The organism is Streptomyces sp. NBC_00212, assembly GCF_045206365.1.
Taxonomy (GTDB): Bacteria; Actinomycetota; Actinomycetes; order Streptomycetales; family Streptomycetaceae; genus Streptomyces.
The window spans coordinates 846,056-860,391 of record NZ_CP108115.1 but is presented as its reverse complement, the minus strand read 5'-3'; the positions used below and the strand labels follow the sequence as shown (position 1 = coordinate 860,391).

The following is a 14,336-nucleotide window of genomic DNA, read 5'->3' as shown; positions in this document are numbered from 1 at the left end:
TGACAGTGATGCGCGCAGCTGACGGGACGGCCGCTCGGCGGCACCACGGCCGCATCCTCCTGTGTACGGACCGGGCCGTCGACCTGCTGCGTGTCAGCAGCGCGCTGTGTACGGCCATGAGTAGCGCCCTCTGCCGAGGCTGACAGTTCCCTGGGCCTGTGGTGCGCCCACCGCTGTCGCTGCGACCCCCTGCGCTCGACAGTCCCCCGGCTCACGGCCCCCACGCGCGTCACCGCAGGCTTGCGCCGAGCCCGTGCAGAGACCTCGTCGGCCATGACGAAACAAGGGGTCGAACTCCGGGAAGGAAAGGAGTAGTTGTGGTGTTGGACTTGCTGAAGAGCGCGCGGCCCCCCGCCGGGGAGCCGTCCGCGCCGCGTCGGCAAGGATCCCGGGCACACCGGGCGGGAGGGGCGGTGAGCTGGGTGCTCGCGTTGTCCCCTCGCCGTGTCGCGAAGCCGGTGCCGCCCCGCCGTCTGTACTTGTACTCCCGGCATCACATCGACCTGCTGCGCGTCGCCGGCGCGCTCTGTCGCCCCTGACGTTCCCTCGCGGCCACGCCCTCGCACGGGGCGGGCTTTCTCGTACGGATCTTCAGGAAGGCGTCACTGCCGTGACCTCATCACCCTCTCCTTTGCACCTCGCTGTCGCTCTCGACGGCACCGGCTGGCATCCGGCGTCCTGGCGGGAGCCGGTGGCCCGCCCCCGCGATCTGCTCACCGCCGGGTACTGGGCCGACCTCGTCGTGGAAGCCGAACACGGACTGCTCGACCTCGTGACCATCGAGGACGGTCTCGGATTGCAGTCGTCGCTGCTCACCGAGCCCGACGACCGTACCGACCAGGTGCGCGGCCGCCTGGACGCCGTCCTCATCGCCGCCCGCATCGCGCCACGGACCCGGCACATCGGAGTGGTGCCGACCGTGGTGACCACGCACACCGAGCCGTTCCACATCTCGAAGGCGATCGCCACGCTCGACTACGTCAGTGCGGGCCGCGCGGGCGTACGCGTGCAGATCGACGCGCGCCCCAACGAGGCCGCGCACTTCGGGCGCCGGACCGTCCCGCCGCTGCCTGCCGGAGGCTACAACACCCCTGCCGGGCAGGTCGCGGTGCGCCCGCACTTCGACGAGGCGGCCGACTACGTCGAGGTAGTGCGCAGGCTCTGGGACAGCTGGGAGGACGACGCCGAGATCCGGGACGTGGCGACCGGGCGTTTCATCGACCGCGAGAAACTGCACTACATCGACTTCGAGGGCGAGCACTTCAAAGTGAAGGGCCCCTCGATCACCCCGCGCCCGCCGCAGGGGCAGCCGGTCGTCAGCGCGCTCGCCCACGCGACCGTCCCGTACCGGCTGGTGGCCAGGGCCGCCGACATCGGGTACGTCACCCCGCACGACACCGACCAGGCGCGCGCGATCGTGGCGGAGATCCGCGCCGAGCAGGCGGCGGCGGGACGCACGGACGACACCGTGCACATCTTCGGCGACCTGGTGGTCTTCCTCGACGAGGCCCCCACAGAGGCCGCCGCCCGCCGGGAGCGACTGGACGCCCTCGCGGGGCAGCCATACACAAGCGACGCGCACATCTTCACCGGCACACCGTCCCAACTCGCCGATTTGCTCCAGGAGTTGCAGGAGGCAGGACTGTCCGGTTTCCGGCTGCGCCCGGCCGTCGTCGGCCACGACCTCCCCGCGATCACCCGCGGCCTGGTCCCCGAGCTCCAGCGCCGCGGTGTCTTCCGCAGCGCCTACGAGGCCGAGACCCTGCGCGGGCTGCTGGGGCTCGCCCGTCCCGCCAACCGCTACGCCGCCATCACCGCCTGAGCCGGACGGAGACCGTACGACATGAGCAAGCCCCTGAAGCAGATCCATCTGGCCGCCCACTTCCCCGGTGTCAACAACACGACCGTGTGGAGCGATCCGGCGGCCGGCAGCCACATCGAGTTCTCTTCGTTCGCGCATTTCGCGCGCACCGCGGAACGCGCCAAGTTCGACTTCCTGTTCCTCGCCGAAGGGCTGCGCCTGCGCGAACAGGGCGGCGAGATCTACGACTTGGACGTAGTGGGCCGCCCCGACACGTTCACCATTCTCGCCGCGCTGGCCGCCGTCACCGACCGCCTCGGTCTGACCGGCACGATCAACTCCACCTTCAACGAGCCCTACGAGGTGGCCCGCCAGTTCGCCAGCCTCGACCACCTCTCCGGCGGCCGCTCGGCCTGGAACGTGGTCACGTCCTGGGACGCCTTCACCGGAGAGAACTTCCGGCGCGGCGGCTTCCTGCCACAGGAGGAGCGCTACTCGCGGGCCAAGGAATTTCTGGAGACCGCGCACGAGCTCTTCGACTCCTGGCGAGGCGACGAGATACTCGCCGACCGGTCCACCGGCACGTTCCTGAGCGACGCCAAGGCGGGTTCCTTCGTCCATACGGGTCAACACTTCGACATTCAGGGCCAGTTCAACGTGCCGCGCTCCCCGCAGGGCCGCCCGGTGATCTTCCAGGCGGGGGACTCCGAGGAGGGCCGCGAGTTCGCCGCATCGAGCGCCGACGCCATTTTCAGCCGGTACGCGACGCTGAACGAGGGTCAGGCCTTCTACGCCGACGTCAAGGGGCGCCTGGCCCGGCACGGCCGCAACCGTGACCAGCTGCTGATCCTTCCCGCCGCGAGTTTCGTACTCGGTGACACAGACGCCCAGGCCGAGGAGCTCGCCCGCGAGGTACGCCGCCAGCAGGTGAGCGGGGCCACCGCGATCAAGCACCTGGAATTCGTGTGGAACCGGGACCTGTCCGCGTACGACCCGGAGGGCCCGATCCCGGACATCGATCCCGACCTCGGTGAGCACACCGTCGCCCGGGGCCGCGCCCAAGTCCGCATGTACCGTGATCCGTTGGCGACGGCCCGCGAATGGCGCGAGCTCGCCGCGGCCAACAAGTGGTCGATCCGTGACCTGGTCATCGAGACAGGCAACCGGCAGACCTTCGTCGGCTCACCCGCCACCGTGGCGCGGACGATCAACGACTTCGTGCAGGCGGATGCCAGTGACGGCTTCATCCTCGTCCCGCACATCACCCCGGGCGGTCTGGACTCCTTCGCCGACCAGGTCGTTCCGCTGCTCCAGGAGCAGGGCGTGTACCGCACGGAGTACGAGGGCACCACACTGCGCGACCATCTCGGCCTGGCCCACCCCGGCGACCGGCACGACACACGGTGGGCGTCATGAAACTCCCGCCCATCGCCCCCATCGCCGGCGCCCCGGACCCGGTGACGGACGCAGACGAGTCCACATGGCGCGGGCGTCGTCCCTTCACGATGCGCTGTTCCTCCGCGGCCCGGTTTCCGTGGCGCCCGCGCCGCATCCCGTAGCCGTACCCGCCGACCGCTGAGGAGCCTCCGCACATGTCCGACATCCCCCTCGGGATCCTCGACCTGGTCCCGATATCGTCCGGCTCCACGGCCACCGCGGCGCTGCGCAACTCCATGCAGCAGCGGCGCGGAGAGCGCCGACGTCGCGGGCCGCAACGGCCTTCGTTTCGCGGCGAACTGCCACGTCAGCCCGGGAACGGTGCTGGAGGCGGCCGAGGGGTATCGCGCCGCGTTCCAGCCGTCCGACGTACTGGAGGCGCCCTACGTCAGCGTGTCGGCCGATGTCGTCGTCGCCGAGGACGAGGCGGCCGCCCGCGAACTCGCCACCGGTTACGGACTAGCAGCACGGCGTTGGAACGGGCCTGCGCGAGCCGCCCCCAGGTTTCGAACGCGAGCCGCACGGCGGGCAGGTCACCGCCTGCCTCAACAGCGAGGGGTTCCGCCCGGGCGTGCTTCTCGTTGACGCGGGAGGAAACCTGCGTTCCCTAACCCCGGCAGGGGGCTGGTTGCCCCCCCGGGGTGAGGGCGGCATGGCACGCAGAGGCCGGGCCGGGCGGAGTGGTTCGTGAGGGATGGCTGGCAACCACCGTGTGTGCGGGGCCTGTTGGTCTGGATCGCGGTGGCTGCCGGCGGTGCGGGAGCGATCGGGGCCGGCCGTTGCCGGGTGGCCGGGGCGCGTGTCCGGCAGGTGAGCGGTGATTGACCGCGGTGGGGGTGGCTGCTGCAATGACGGCATGTTCTCCGCGACGTTCCTGGTCATCAGGGCTCACATCGACTTCGGTCGGGTGTGGTCGGCCGCGTGTCGCTGACCGCGCGCTCGATTCGCCAGAATCCGTTCGTATCGTCCCGGAGTTCACCATGCATGACCGCACCCCCCGTGTACCCGTCCGACTCGACCCACGTGGGCCGCGCTTCGCCGCGCTGCTCACGACCCTTGTTCTGCTTGTCGTCCTGGCCACCGGCAACGGCGTGTTGCTCGCGGCCCAGGCTGTCGTCTTCGCCCTCGGTGCGGTTCTGGGACTGCGCTGGTCCCCGTACGGCTGGCTCTACCGTCGGCTCGTGCGTCCCCGTCTCGGGCCGCCGCAGGGGCTTGAGGACGAGCGGCCGCCGCGGTTCGCGCAGGCGGTCGGCCTGGGCTTCGCGGCTGTCGGGGCGGCGGGATACCTGTCCGGCGCCACCTGGCTCGGTATCGCCGCGAGCGCGGCGGCGCTCGCGGCGGCCTTTCTGAACGCCGTCTTCGGCTACTGCCTGGGCTGCGAGCTCTATCTGCTCGCCGTCCGCGGCCGAGCCCGGCTGAGCCACGGGTGAGGCGGCCGTGAGCGATGCCACCGGGCTGATCGTGGCCGCCGTCGTGCTGGTGGCGGCGACCGTCTTCGGGCTGGTTCGTGGCCGCCGCGGCGGCAGGCTGCGCGCGGGAGGCCGGGGCGACGCGCTGCGGTTGTCCTCCGGTGAGCTGGGCGCGGCGCTCGGCGAGCGGGCGACGCTGGTGCAGTTCTCGACGACCCTGTGCGCAATCTGCCCCGGCACCCGGCGCCTGCTGGTCGGCGTGGCCGCCCAGACGCCCGGCGTGCTCCATGTGGAGATCGACGCCGAGGCGCGGCTGGATCTGGTCCGCCGTGTCGATGTGATGCGTACGCCCACCGTGCTCGTCCTCGACCGCTCCGGTCGCGTTGTGTGCCGCGCCTCCGGGGCACCGACCAGAGCAGACGTGGTTTCGGCGGTGGAGCTGGCCATAGCGGATTGAGAGACCATGTCGTTTCCCGGGATTCCGCGGCTGTCGTGTGGCCTCTCGTCTGCAACGAACGGGCGAGCCGGCCGCCGGGTCGGCCGCTCCGGAGGCGGATCCGCTGGTTGCCGAAGTCCGGCGGGTGGTCGACGACCTGCGGCGGCCGCGTACGCCGTGGGCGATCTGATACTCGAAGCCGCCCCCGCCTACCTCGCGATGACGAGGCTGCTGACCGGCTTGCGCTGCTCTGCGATCAGAGTTGCACCATGAGCTTCCTGGAGCGACGTCTGCTCTTGCCCGCCGAGCGGGTGGAGACCTCTGTGTCGACCGCAGGATCTGGTCTTTGCGTGGATCTTGGGTGACCGCGCGACTGAATCTGGTCTGTGACTGGTCCGGGATCCTTGCCGCTTGAGGCCGGGTAGCGTCAGCTCGATCCTGCCGTGTCACGGATAGTGACCATGGCAGTGGGGTGCCTGAGGCAAACACCCATATCCTGGCACAAACCATGAATTATCGCTTCTTTAAGCGGAACGTCCTCTCAGGCCGGGCGGCTGGCGTCCGGGGACGGCGTCCCGCCGGAGCACGCGGTGGTCAGGGCTGCCACGGCGAGAGCGGTCGTGGCCACAAGACGGTGATGCGGCATGAGGATCCCCCAAGGGCACGACGACAGCCCGAAGCTGCTCGGGGTGTTCGAGTAGGGCGAGCGTGCCGAGCGCGATCATGTTCGCGGTTGTCTCGTGCCCAGCCGTCATGAGCGTGCGGCCCATGGTGGCGAGCGCGCGTTGGGTGAGCGCGCCGGTGGCGACCTGGGACAAGCTTTCCGACGGCGGCAGCGTGTCCGTCCCGCTGGAGAAGCAGATGTGGGCCGACGCCTTCGGCATGTGCACGGACAAGTTCGGCATCACCTGGATGGTCGACATCAGCGAGCAGCAGACCTTAAATCGGGACGTCCGGTCCGGCAGATCCTGGGCCTGCGGCCTGGGGGCATCGCCGCCACGACCCCTGAGTGTGACGTCAATACGGTGCGACCAGGCCACGGCGTGCTCGGGGGACGTCGTCGAGCTCGCTTTCCCTCGCCAGATGGACGGCCGTCGCGAGCAGACCGCGAGCCTGGTGCCAGCGGCCCGGGAAGACCGGCACGCGATGGCCGTCGATGAGCGGCCCCGGCACGAGCAGCCGGGCCGAGAAGGTTCCGTCGCGCGGGTCCACGTCGATCTCCGCCTCGGAGAAGTCGAGTCCGTGGGCCGTCAGCGGGTACCACGCCTTGAAGACGCTCTCCTTCGCGCTGAAGAACAACCGGTCCCAGTGCACGTCCGGCCGACGCTCCGTCAGGGACGCAATCGCCGCCCGCTCCGACGGCAGTGTCACCACCTCCAGGACACCGTCCGGGAGTGGCCCGTTCGGCTCGGCGTCGATGCTTACGGAAGCCGTGAGCTCGGCGGGGGAGACCGCGGCGGCCCGGTAGCCCGCGCAATGCGTCATGCTGCCGACGATGCCGTCCGGCCACTGAGGAGCGCCGCGTCGGTTCGGCAGGATCGGCGCCGCGGGACGGCCGAGCCGTCCCAGCGCACGGCGGGCCAGATACCGCACAGTGGCGAACTCCCGCTGCCGCGACTCCACCGCCTGCGCAACCTTTTCCCGCTCCTCGTTGAAAAAGTGGTCGCCGGGGCGCGCCTCGTCGTCGTACGCCGCCTCGGTGACGACCGTGCGGGGAAGGATCGCCTCGATCACCGCACGCCTCCGGCAACCGGCGCCGGCAGCACCCGGCGCAGGGGAATCCGCGGCGGCCGCACCCGCCACTCGCGCGGGTAGCCGACCGAGACCTCTTTGAAGCACACCCCGTCGTAGTGGGTCACGCGCGGGATGTGCAGATGGCCGTAGATGACGGCCGCGGCGCGGAAGCGCAGGTGCCAGTCCGCGGTCAGTTCGGTCCCGCACCACTGGGCGAGGATCCCTACCCGATCTGGCAGAGCGCCGACGGACCGGTGGCGGTGGCCCCGCTCTTCACCCTCTACGACTACTCGTTCCGCGCGCCCGGTGCCACCACGACGGCCGAGTCGCTTCGCATCGCGCACGACGCGGGCATCGTCTGCTCCGACGAGTACTTCCTCCACCCCGACCCATACCCCAGCCGCGCGGCATGGTGCCGGCAGCGCGTCGCGGAGAGCGAGCGGCGTCTGACGATGCTCGACCCCACGCTGCGGACCGTCCTGGTCAACCACTGGCCCCTGGTCCGTAGGCCGACGCAGGTGCTGCGCCATCCGGAGTTCCGGCGTGGCGATGCCCAGGTCGCGGCAGAGCGCGACGAGGTGCCCGTAGCGGGCCTCGCCGCGCAGCGTGCAAGGGTCCTGGGGATGGGTCCACAGCTCGTGGTTGCCCGGTGTCCAGATCACCTTGGCGAACCGGCCCGCCAGCAGGCGCAGCGCCCAGGCGACGTCGTCGAACTTCTCGCCGATGTCGCCCGCGACGATCAGCCAGTCGCCGTCCGAAGCGGGCCGCAGCGAGTCGACCAGCGTGCGGTTCTCGGCGTGGACGACATGCAGATCGCTGACGGCCAGGAGGTTTCCATCAGGCACGGTGCCCTCTCTCTCGTTGATCAGCCTGCCGCCGCTTCGACGGCGGCGGTGGCGGGGGAGTGGGAGGCGTGGAGCCGGGCGTAGAAGCCTGGTACGCGCAGGAGTTCGCCGTCGGTGCCGCGCCGGGCGTCGGCAACGCCAACGTGCCCGGAATCAGCTGCAGTTGGTGGAGTGTGAGTGCGCCGGTCGCCCCGCCGTGGGGACGCGGCAGCCTCAACAGCACGAAAGGACACCCCTGTTGGCCGGCGGCACGCGGGCCGCCAGGTGGACGGAGCCGGCCAGCACGCCGACCCGGTCTATTGGAGCGCACGGAGCGCCCGGATATCCCTAGTGTCCGCGCTGACGCCGAGTATGGGGCCGCGGAACTGATGGGGAGACGGGGTGGAAGTCTAGGGATTCACCCACTGCGCGGGCATGTCCAATGAGCACCAGGGCTCACAAAGGGCTTTGCGGGCCCTGGTGGCTCAGGGAGTGAGGTCGCTCGGCCCCTTGATGGGCGTTCGCCATGTGCCACGGGCCTGTCCCCCCCGTCGCAGTGCCCCCCACGCGCCCGCCTGTCAATACGTCCCGCTCGGCTCCACCTACTAGGAGATCACTCACATGACGACGTCCACCGAAGGGGGCCTGTGGGCGCGGCGCTTCCACCCCGCGCCATCCAGCCCCAGCCAGCTCTTCTGCTTCCCTCACGCGGGTGGCTCGGCGTCTTTCTACTTCCCCGTGTCCGCCCAACTGGCTTCCGTGGCGGAGGTGTTCGCGGTCCAGTACCCGGGTCGGCAAGACCGGCGCAAGGAAGTCAGCCCCAGCGATATCGCTGATTTCGCCGACCAGGTCTACGGCGCGTTGCGTCCCACCTTGACGGCCCGGCCCACCACCTTCTTCGGCCACAGCATGGGCGCCACACTGGCCTTCGAGGTGGCCCGTCGTCTCGAAGCAGACGGTGGTGAACTCGCCCACCTCTTCGCCTCCGGCCGTCGCGCACCCTCCCGGATCCGCGACGAGAACGTCCACCGGAAGACCGACGAAGGCATCGTAGGGGAACTGAAACTCCTCGCCGGAACCGACACCGCGCTCCTCGGCGACGAGGAGATCCTGCGGATGATCCTGCCGGCGATCCGGAGCGACTACCAAGCCATCGAGACCTACCGCTGCGCGCCCGATGTCACCGTCCGGGCACCGCTGACGGTGCTCACCGGCGACAGCGATCCAAAGACCTCGCTCGACGAGGCAGAAGCCTGGCGCGGCCACACCACCGGCCCCTTCGACCTGCGCGTCTATCCCGGCGGACACTTCTACCTCACCGCCGAGGCCGCAGCTGTCATCGCCCTCCTGAGGCAGCATCTCGTCACTCTGAGCCAGCCTGGCTGCGCCCGGTAAACCAAGGACGGCCCGGCCGGCGCCGCGCGGGCGGCGCGCCTGCTCGTTCAGTGAGGTGTTGACCGCTATGTGCCGCGAACAACTCGCCCACAACACGCTGTTCCGGCCCCGCGCCTCGTACGCGGGGCCGGAACAGCGGGCGGTGCCGGCGGCAGCCGGGTAGCGCACAGCGCGCGGCCCGGTGGGCGGGGCCGACGCAGCGGTCAGCGGAACCGGTTGATCGCGTCGAGATGCTTCGCGCGCATTTCCTCGTCGCGCACGCCCAGTCCCTCGGCCGGGGCCAGGCACAGCACGCCGACCTTGCCCTGGTGGACGTTCCGGTGCACGTCGTGGACGGCGAGCGCGGTGTCGGCCAGCGGGTAGGTGCAGGAGAGGGTGGGGTGGATTTTGCCCTTGACGACGAGGCGGTTCGCCTCCCAGGCCTCGCGATAGTTGGCGAAGTGGGTGCCGACGATGCGCTTGAGGTGCATCCACAGGTAGCGGTTGTCGAACTCGTGGTGGTAGCCGGAGGTGGAGGCACAGGTGACGATGACACCTCCCCTGCGGGTGACGTAGACGGACGCCCCGAAGGTCTCCCGGCCGGGGTGCTCGAAGACGATGTCCACGTCCTCGCCGCCGGTCAACTCCCGGATGCGGGCGCCCAGCCGCTTCCACTCCCGCGGGTTCTGGGTGTGCTCGTCGGTCCAGAAGCGGTAGTCCTCGGCCGAGCGGTCGATGATCGCCTCCGCTCCCATGGCCCGGCACACCTCGGCCTTGCGCTGACTGGACACCATGCAGACGGGGTTGGCGCCGCCGGCGAGGGCGAGCTGGGTGGCGTACGAGCCCAGGCCGCCGCTGGCGCCCCAGATCAGCACGTTGTCGCCCTGCTTCATACCGGCGCCGTTGCGGGAGACCAGCTGACGGTAGGCGGTGGAGTTGACCAGGCCCGGCGCGGCGGCCTCCTCCCAGGTGAGGTGGGCGGCCTTGGGCATGAGCTGGTTGGCCTTGACCAGGGCTATCTCGGCCAGGCCGCCGAAGTTGGTCTCGAAGCCCCAGATCCGCTGCGCCGGGTCGAGCATGGTGTCGTCGTGTCCGTCCGGGCTCTCCAGCTCCACCGACAAGCAGTGCGCCACGACCTCGTCGCCGGGTTTCCAGACGTTGACCCCAGGGCCGGTGCGCAGCACCACGCCGGCCAGGTCGGAGCCGAGGATGTGGTAGGGCAGGTCGTGCCGCTTGGCGAGCGGCGAGGTGCGCCCGTAGCGCTCCAGGAAGCCGAAGGTCGGCAGCGGCTCGAAGAGGGACGACCAGACCGTGTTGTAGTTGACCGAGCTGGCCATCACCGCGACCAGCGCCTCGCCGGGTCCCAGTTCGGGCATCGGCACCTCGTCGACGCGCAGCGACTTGCGCGGATCCTTGTCCGCGCTGGCCATTCCGCGGAACATCTCGGTGTCCTTCTTGTGGACGGTCACGGCCCTGAAGGACTCTGGTAGGGGAAGCGCGGCGATGTCCTCGGGGGTGTGGTCGGGCGCGCTGATCGCGGCGCGCAGCTCGTTCAGGGCATGGCTGTCGGGCATGGTGGATCGGCTCCTTTCGAGCGATTCGTCAGGTCGTACGGTGCAGTGCCGGTTCAGCGTGGTGAGGCACCCTCCAGCCCGGCACCGGGCTCCGCGGCCGAGTGGAGACGGGCGTAGGCCCCCGCGGCGGCCAGGAGCTGGTCGTGGGTGCCTTGCTCGACGATGCGGCCGCCTTCCATGACGACGATCAGGTCCGCGTCGCGGATGGTGGAGAGGCGGTGGGCGATGACGAAGCTGGTGCGGCCCGCGCGCAGCGAGTGCATCGCGCGTTGGATGAGGGCCTCCGTGCGGGTGTCGACGGAGCTGGTCGCCTCGTCCAGGAGCAGGATCGAGGGCCGCGCGAGGAAGGCCCGTGCGATGGTGATGAGCTGCTTCTCGCCCGCGCTGACGTTGGTCGACTCCTCGTCCAGGACGGTGTCGTAGCCGTCCGGCAGGGTGCGGATGAAGCGGTCGGCGCACATGGCGCGGGCGGCGGTCACGATCTCCTCGCGAGTGGCGTCGGGACGTCCGTAGGCGATGTTCTCGGCGATGGTGCCGGAGAAGAGCCAGGTGTCCTGGAGCACCAGGCCGATGTGGGAGCGCAGGTCCTCGCGGGTCAGGGTGGTGATGTCGGTGCCGTCGAGGAGGATGCGTCCCGCGTCGGTCTCGTAGAAGCGCATGAGGAGGTTGCCAAGGGTTGTCTTGCCTGCGCCGGTAGGACCGACGATCGCCACGGTCCGGCCGGGCTCGACGGTGAGGGAGAGGTCCTCGATGAGGGGGGTGCCGGGGGAGTAGCGGAAGCAGACCTTCTCGAACTGGACTTTTCCGACAGTCTTTTGGAGTCCGGCCTTTTGGAGTCGCGCGGGGCGGTCTGGGTCGGGTCCTTGCTCGTCCGCGTCCAGGAGGTCGTGAATCCGCTCCGCGGAGGCGAGGGCGGACTGCAGGCGGGCGGCGATGCCGGCGACCTCGACGGTCGGCTGGCTGAACTGCCGGGAGTAGAGGACGAACGCCTGGACGTCGCCGACGGACAGAGCCCCGGCGACCACGCGCAGCGCGCCGACGACCGCCACGACGACATAGCCGAGATTGGCGACGAACATCATCGACGGCTCGATGGCACCGGAGACGAACTCGGCCCGTGCGCCGGCGCGGTAGAGGGCTGCGTTGTGCTCGTCGAAGGCGCGCTCGGCCTGCTCGCGCCGTCCGAAGCCCTTGACCAGCGCGTGACCGGTGTAGACCTCCTCGACGTGGGCGTTCAGCGCTCCGGTGGCGGACCACTGACGGGCGAACCGCGGTTGCGCCCGATTGCTGATCCGGGCCGCGAGTATGGCGGACACCGGTACACAGGCCACCATGATCAGTGCCAGCAGCGGCGAGATGACGAGCATCAGCACCAGCATGCTCAGTACGGAGAACATCGCTGTGATCAGCTGGCTGAGGGTCTGTTGGAGGGTCTGCTGGAGGTTGTCGACGTCGTTGGTCACCCGGCTGAGCAGCTCACCTGCCGGGTGGCGGTCGAAGTACCGCAGCGGCAGGCGGGCGAGCTTGGCCTCCACGGACTGGCGCAGCGCGAAGACCACACGCTGTACGACGGCCGAGACCAGTCGCCCCTGGAGGAGGGTGAGGAGGGAGGCGGCCGCGAAGAACACCAGCGCGATCAGCAGCACACGGGCGATCCCGTCGAAGTCGACTCCGCCGGATCCACGGGTGTGCCGGATGCCGTCGAAGACGAGGTCCGTGGCCTTGCCGAGGAGCATCGGGCCCGCCGCGTTGAGCGCGACGCCGCCGATGCCGAGGGCGACCGCCAAGGCGACCGGGGCGCGGTGCGGCCGCAGCAGTGCCAGAGTGCGGCGGGCGGGGCCATGCCGCCCGCGGCTAGAGCTGTCCGCCGAGCTCATGGGCGGCCTCCTGAGGGGTCGTGGCGGTTCCGGTGTCCGGGGCCGGAGCCGCCGTAGTGGCCGGTGAGCGCGGTGAGTTGGGATCGGGTGATCTCCCGGTACGACGTACTGGTGCGCAGCAGCTCCTCGTGCGTTCCGGTGGCGACCACCCGGCCCGCGTCCAGGACCACGATGCGCTGTGCGTGCTGGACGGTGCTGACGCGCTGGGCGACGGTGAGTACCGTCGCCCGGGAGATCTCCGGTTCCAGCGCGGCCCGCAGCGCGGCGTCCGTGGCATGGTCCAGCGCGGAGAAGCAGTCGTCGAAGAGATAGATGTCCGGCCTGCGCAGCACGGCGCGGGCGATCGCCAGGCGCTGCCGCTGTCCGCCGGACACATTGGTGCCGCCCTGCGTGATCGGTGAGTTCAGTCTCTGCGGCAGGCGCTCGACGAAATCCCGGGCCTGCGTGATCTCCAGCGCGTGCCAGAGCTCGTCGTCGGTGGCGTCGGGGTTGCCGAAGCGCAGATTGCCGGCGACGGTGCCGGAGAAGAGGTACGCCCGCTGAGGGACGAAGCTGACGGTGCGGCGCAGCACCTCCGTGTCCAGTGTGCGGACGTCGACGCCGCCCACGTGGACGCGGCCCTCGGTGGCGTCGAAGTGCCGCAGCACGAGATTGAGCAGGGTGGTCTTGCCGCTGCCGGTGCTGCCGAGGATCGCCACCGTCTCGCCGGGGCCGGCGCTCAGGTCGATCCCGCTCAGCACCGGCTCCTGCGCTCCCGGATACCTGAACCCGGCGCCGTACAGGGCCAGTTGGCCGGGCGCGGGCACGGCGCGTACGGGCCGCGGCGGTGTCGTCACGCTCGGCTCGGTCGCCAGCACCTGCTGGATGCGCTCGGCTGAGACCCTTGCCCGCGGCATCGCCAGACACACGAAGGTGACCATCACCACCGACATCATGATCAGCATCAGATAGCTCAGGAACGCGCTGAGCGCACCGAACCGCATCGCCCCGGCGTCGATGCGGTGCGCGCCGAACCACACCACAGCCGCCATGAAGGCGTTCAGTACCAGCAGCACGACGGGAACGATGGTGGCCAGCATGCGGCCGACGTGCAACGAGACGTCACACAATTCGGAATTGGTGCGGCGGAATCTTGCGCCTTCGTGGCCGTCGCGCACAAAAGCTCGTACGACGCGGACTCCCGTGATGCGTTCGCGCAGCAGGCCGTTGATGCGGTCCAAGTATTTCTGCATACGGTCGTAGAACGGATCGGTGCGGCCGAGAATGAGGCCGAATGACATTCCGAGGGCCACCATCAGCGTCACCAGGAGCAGAGAGAGCGGAATGTCCTGCCGGAGTGCGAGCGCGATGCTTCCCAGACACATCAGGGGCGCCGACACGACGACGCCGAACGCGGACAGCACCAGCATCTGCACCTGCTGGACATCGTTGACGGTGCGCGTCATCAGCGACGGAGTGCCGAACTGCCCGACCTCGCGCGCCGAGAAGTCCAGCACCCGGCGGAAGACGGCCGAGCGCAGGTCGCGGCCCATCGCCATGGCCGTACGCGCGCTCAGCGACACCGCACCCACGGACGCCGCAACCTGTACGAGCGCCACGGCCAGCATGCCCAGGCCGGTCCGGGTGATGTAGCCGCTGTCGGCCTTGACCACGCCGTTGTCGATGACCGCTGCGCCCAGCGTCGGCAGGGCCAAGGTGGCCAGGATCTGGGCCAGTTGCAGCAGCCCCAGCAGGGCGACGAAGCGCCGGTGGGGACGCAGCTGGGTTCGTAGGAGTCTGAACAGCACCGGGCGACGCTCCAGGAGACGGGCAGGTCCGGTCGGGGCGCGGATGAGGCGCCCACCGGGCCTGGGCGGGGCACACCCGGAAA

General features: G+C 70.0%; 11 protein-coding genes and 3 pseudogenes. 8 read left to right on the top strand and 6 right to left on the bottom strand.

Annotated elements, in window-relative coordinates; genetic code table 11:
- Positions 1-158 precede the first annotated feature (158 nt).
- The 6 genes and pseudogenes from OHA17_RS04035 (at position 159) to OHA17_RS04010 (ending at position 5,104) form a co-directional block, all read left to right on the top strand.
- On the top strand, positions 159-539 hold the full coding sequence (locus tag OHA17_RS04035; protein WP_406504092.1) for a putative leader peptide: 381 nt from the start codon (positions 159-161) through the stop codon (positions 537-539).
- A gap of 71 nt (positions 540-610) precedes the next feature.
- Positions 611-1,822, top strand: coding sequence for an LLM class flavin-dependent oxidoreductase (locus OHA17_RS04030; protein WP_406504090.1), 1,212 nt, complete (start codon positions 611-613; stop codon positions 1,820-1,822).
- A 21-nt stretch (positions 1,823-1,843) separates the two neighbouring features.
- Positions 1,844-3,217, top strand: a complete 1,374-nt coding sequence (locus OHA17_RS04025) for an NtaA/DmoA family FMN-dependent monooxygenase (RefSeq protein WP_406504088.1) — start codon at positions 1,844-1,846, stop codon at positions 3,215-3,217.
- A 261-nt stretch (positions 3,218-3,478) separates the two neighbouring features.
- A pseudogene (locus OHA17_RS04020) lies at positions 3,479-3,769 on the top strand (LLM class flavin-dependent oxidoreductase); the annotation flags it as partial.
- Positions 3,770-4,218: 449 nt separating this feature from the next.
- Positions 4,219-4,668: a DUF4395 domain-containing protein gene (locus OHA17_RS04015; RefSeq protein ID WP_406504086.1), complete on the top strand. Its 450-nt coding sequence runs from the start codon at positions 4,219-4,221 to the stop codon at positions 4,666-4,668.
- 7 nt (positions 4,669-4,675) lie between these two features.
- Positions 4,676-5,104 carry a TlpA family protein disulfide reductase gene (locus OHA17_RS04010; RefSeq protein ID WP_406504084.1) on the top strand — a complete coding sequence of 143 codons (429 nt, stop codon included), beginning with the start codon at positions 4,676-4,678 and terminating at the stop codon, positions 5,102-5,104.
- Positions 5,105-5,751: 647 nt separating this feature from the next.
- Here the strand turns inward: OHA17_RS04010 and OHA17_RS04005 are convergent.
- A pseudogene (locus OHA17_RS04005) lies at positions 5,752-5,895 on the bottom strand (cytochrome P450); the annotation flags it as partial.
- Between OHA17_RS04005 and OHA17_RS04000 the strand changes: the two are divergent.
- Positions 5,894-6,016 (top strand): annotated as a pseudogene (locus OHA17_RS04000) (VOC family protein); the annotation flags it as partial. The pseudogenes OHA17_RS04005 and OHA17_RS04000 overlap by 2 nt on opposite strands.
- Positions 6,017-6,100: 84 nt before the next feature.
- On the opposite strand, the gene OHA17_RS03995 reads toward OHA17_RS04000, so the two are convergent.
- Together OHA17_RS03995 and OHA17_RS03990 are read right to left on the bottom strand one after the other, a co-directional pair.
- Positions 6,101-6,817 carry a 4'-phosphopantetheinyl transferase gene (locus tag OHA17_RS03995; protein ID WP_406504082.1) on the bottom strand — a complete coding sequence of 239 codons (717 nt, stop codon included), beginning with the start codon at positions 6,815-6,817 and terminating at the stop codon, positions 6,101-6,103.
- Complete coding sequence (locus OHA17_RS03990) at positions 6,814-7,662, bottom strand: metallophosphoesterase (protein ID WP_406504080.1); 849 nt, start codon at positions 7,660-7,662, stop codon at positions 6,814-6,816. The genes OHA17_RS03995 and OHA17_RS03990 overlap by 4 nt, the downstream gene beginning before the upstream one ends.
- Before the next feature lie 600 nt (positions 7,663-8,262).
- Between OHA17_RS03990 and OHA17_RS03985 the strand changes: the two genes are divergently transcribed.
- Positions 8,263-9,036 (top strand): thioesterase II family protein, encoded by a 774-nt coding sequence (locus tag OHA17_RS03985; protein WP_053730239.1) that lies wholly within the window; start codon positions 8,263-8,265, stop codon positions 9,034-9,036.
- 203 nt (positions 9,037-9,239) lie between these two features.
- Here the strand turns inward: OHA17_RS03985 and ccrA are convergent, their stop codons facing one another.
- From ccrA to OHA17_RS03970, 3 genes are read right to left on the bottom strand one after another with little or no spacing between them, the layout of a single operon-like run.
- A complete protein-coding gene (gene ccrA / locus OHA17_RS03980; RefSeq protein WP_406504077.1) occupies positions 9,240-10,589 on the bottom strand; it encodes a crotonyl-CoA carboxylase/reductase in 1,350 nt (449 codons plus the stop codon).
- A gap of 53 nt (positions 10,590-10,642) precedes the next feature.
- Positions 10,643-12,466: an ABC transporter ATP-binding protein gene (locus tag OHA17_RS03975; RefSeq protein WP_406504075.1), complete on the bottom strand. Its 1,824-nt coding sequence runs from the start codon at positions 12,464-12,466 to the stop codon at positions 10,643-10,645.
- Complete coding sequence (locus tag OHA17_RS03970; protein WP_406504073.1) at positions 12,463-14,253, bottom strand: ABC transporter ATP-binding protein; 1,791 nt, start codon at positions 14,251-14,253, stop codon at positions 12,463-12,465. The genes OHA17_RS03975 and OHA17_RS03970 overlap by 4 nt, the downstream gene beginning before the upstream one ends.
- Positions 14,254-14,336: the final 83 nt, after the last annotated feature.

Bases quoted from the DNA above. Each gene is read 5' to 3' on its own strand.
- OHA17_RS04025 (WP_406504088.1), top strand. From the start codon at position 1,844: ATGAGCAAGCCCCTGAAGCAGATCCATCTGGCCGCCCACTTCCCCGGT.
- OHA17_RS04015 (WP_406504086.1), top strand. From the start codon at position 4,219: ATGCATGACCGCACCCCCCGTGTACCCGTCCGACTCGACCCACGTGGG.
- OHA17_RS03985 (WP_053730239.1), top strand. From the start codon at position 8,263: ATGACGACGTCCACCGAAGGGGGCCTGTGGGCGCGGCGCTTCCACCCC.
- ccrA (WP_406504077.1), bottom strand. From the start codon at position 10,589: ATGCCCGACAGCCATGCCCTGAACGAGCTGCGCGCCGCGATCAGCGCG.
- OHA17_RS03975 (WP_406504075.1), bottom strand. From the start codon at position 12,466: ATGAGCTCGGCGGACAGCTCTAGCCGCGGGCGGCATGGCCCCGCCCGC.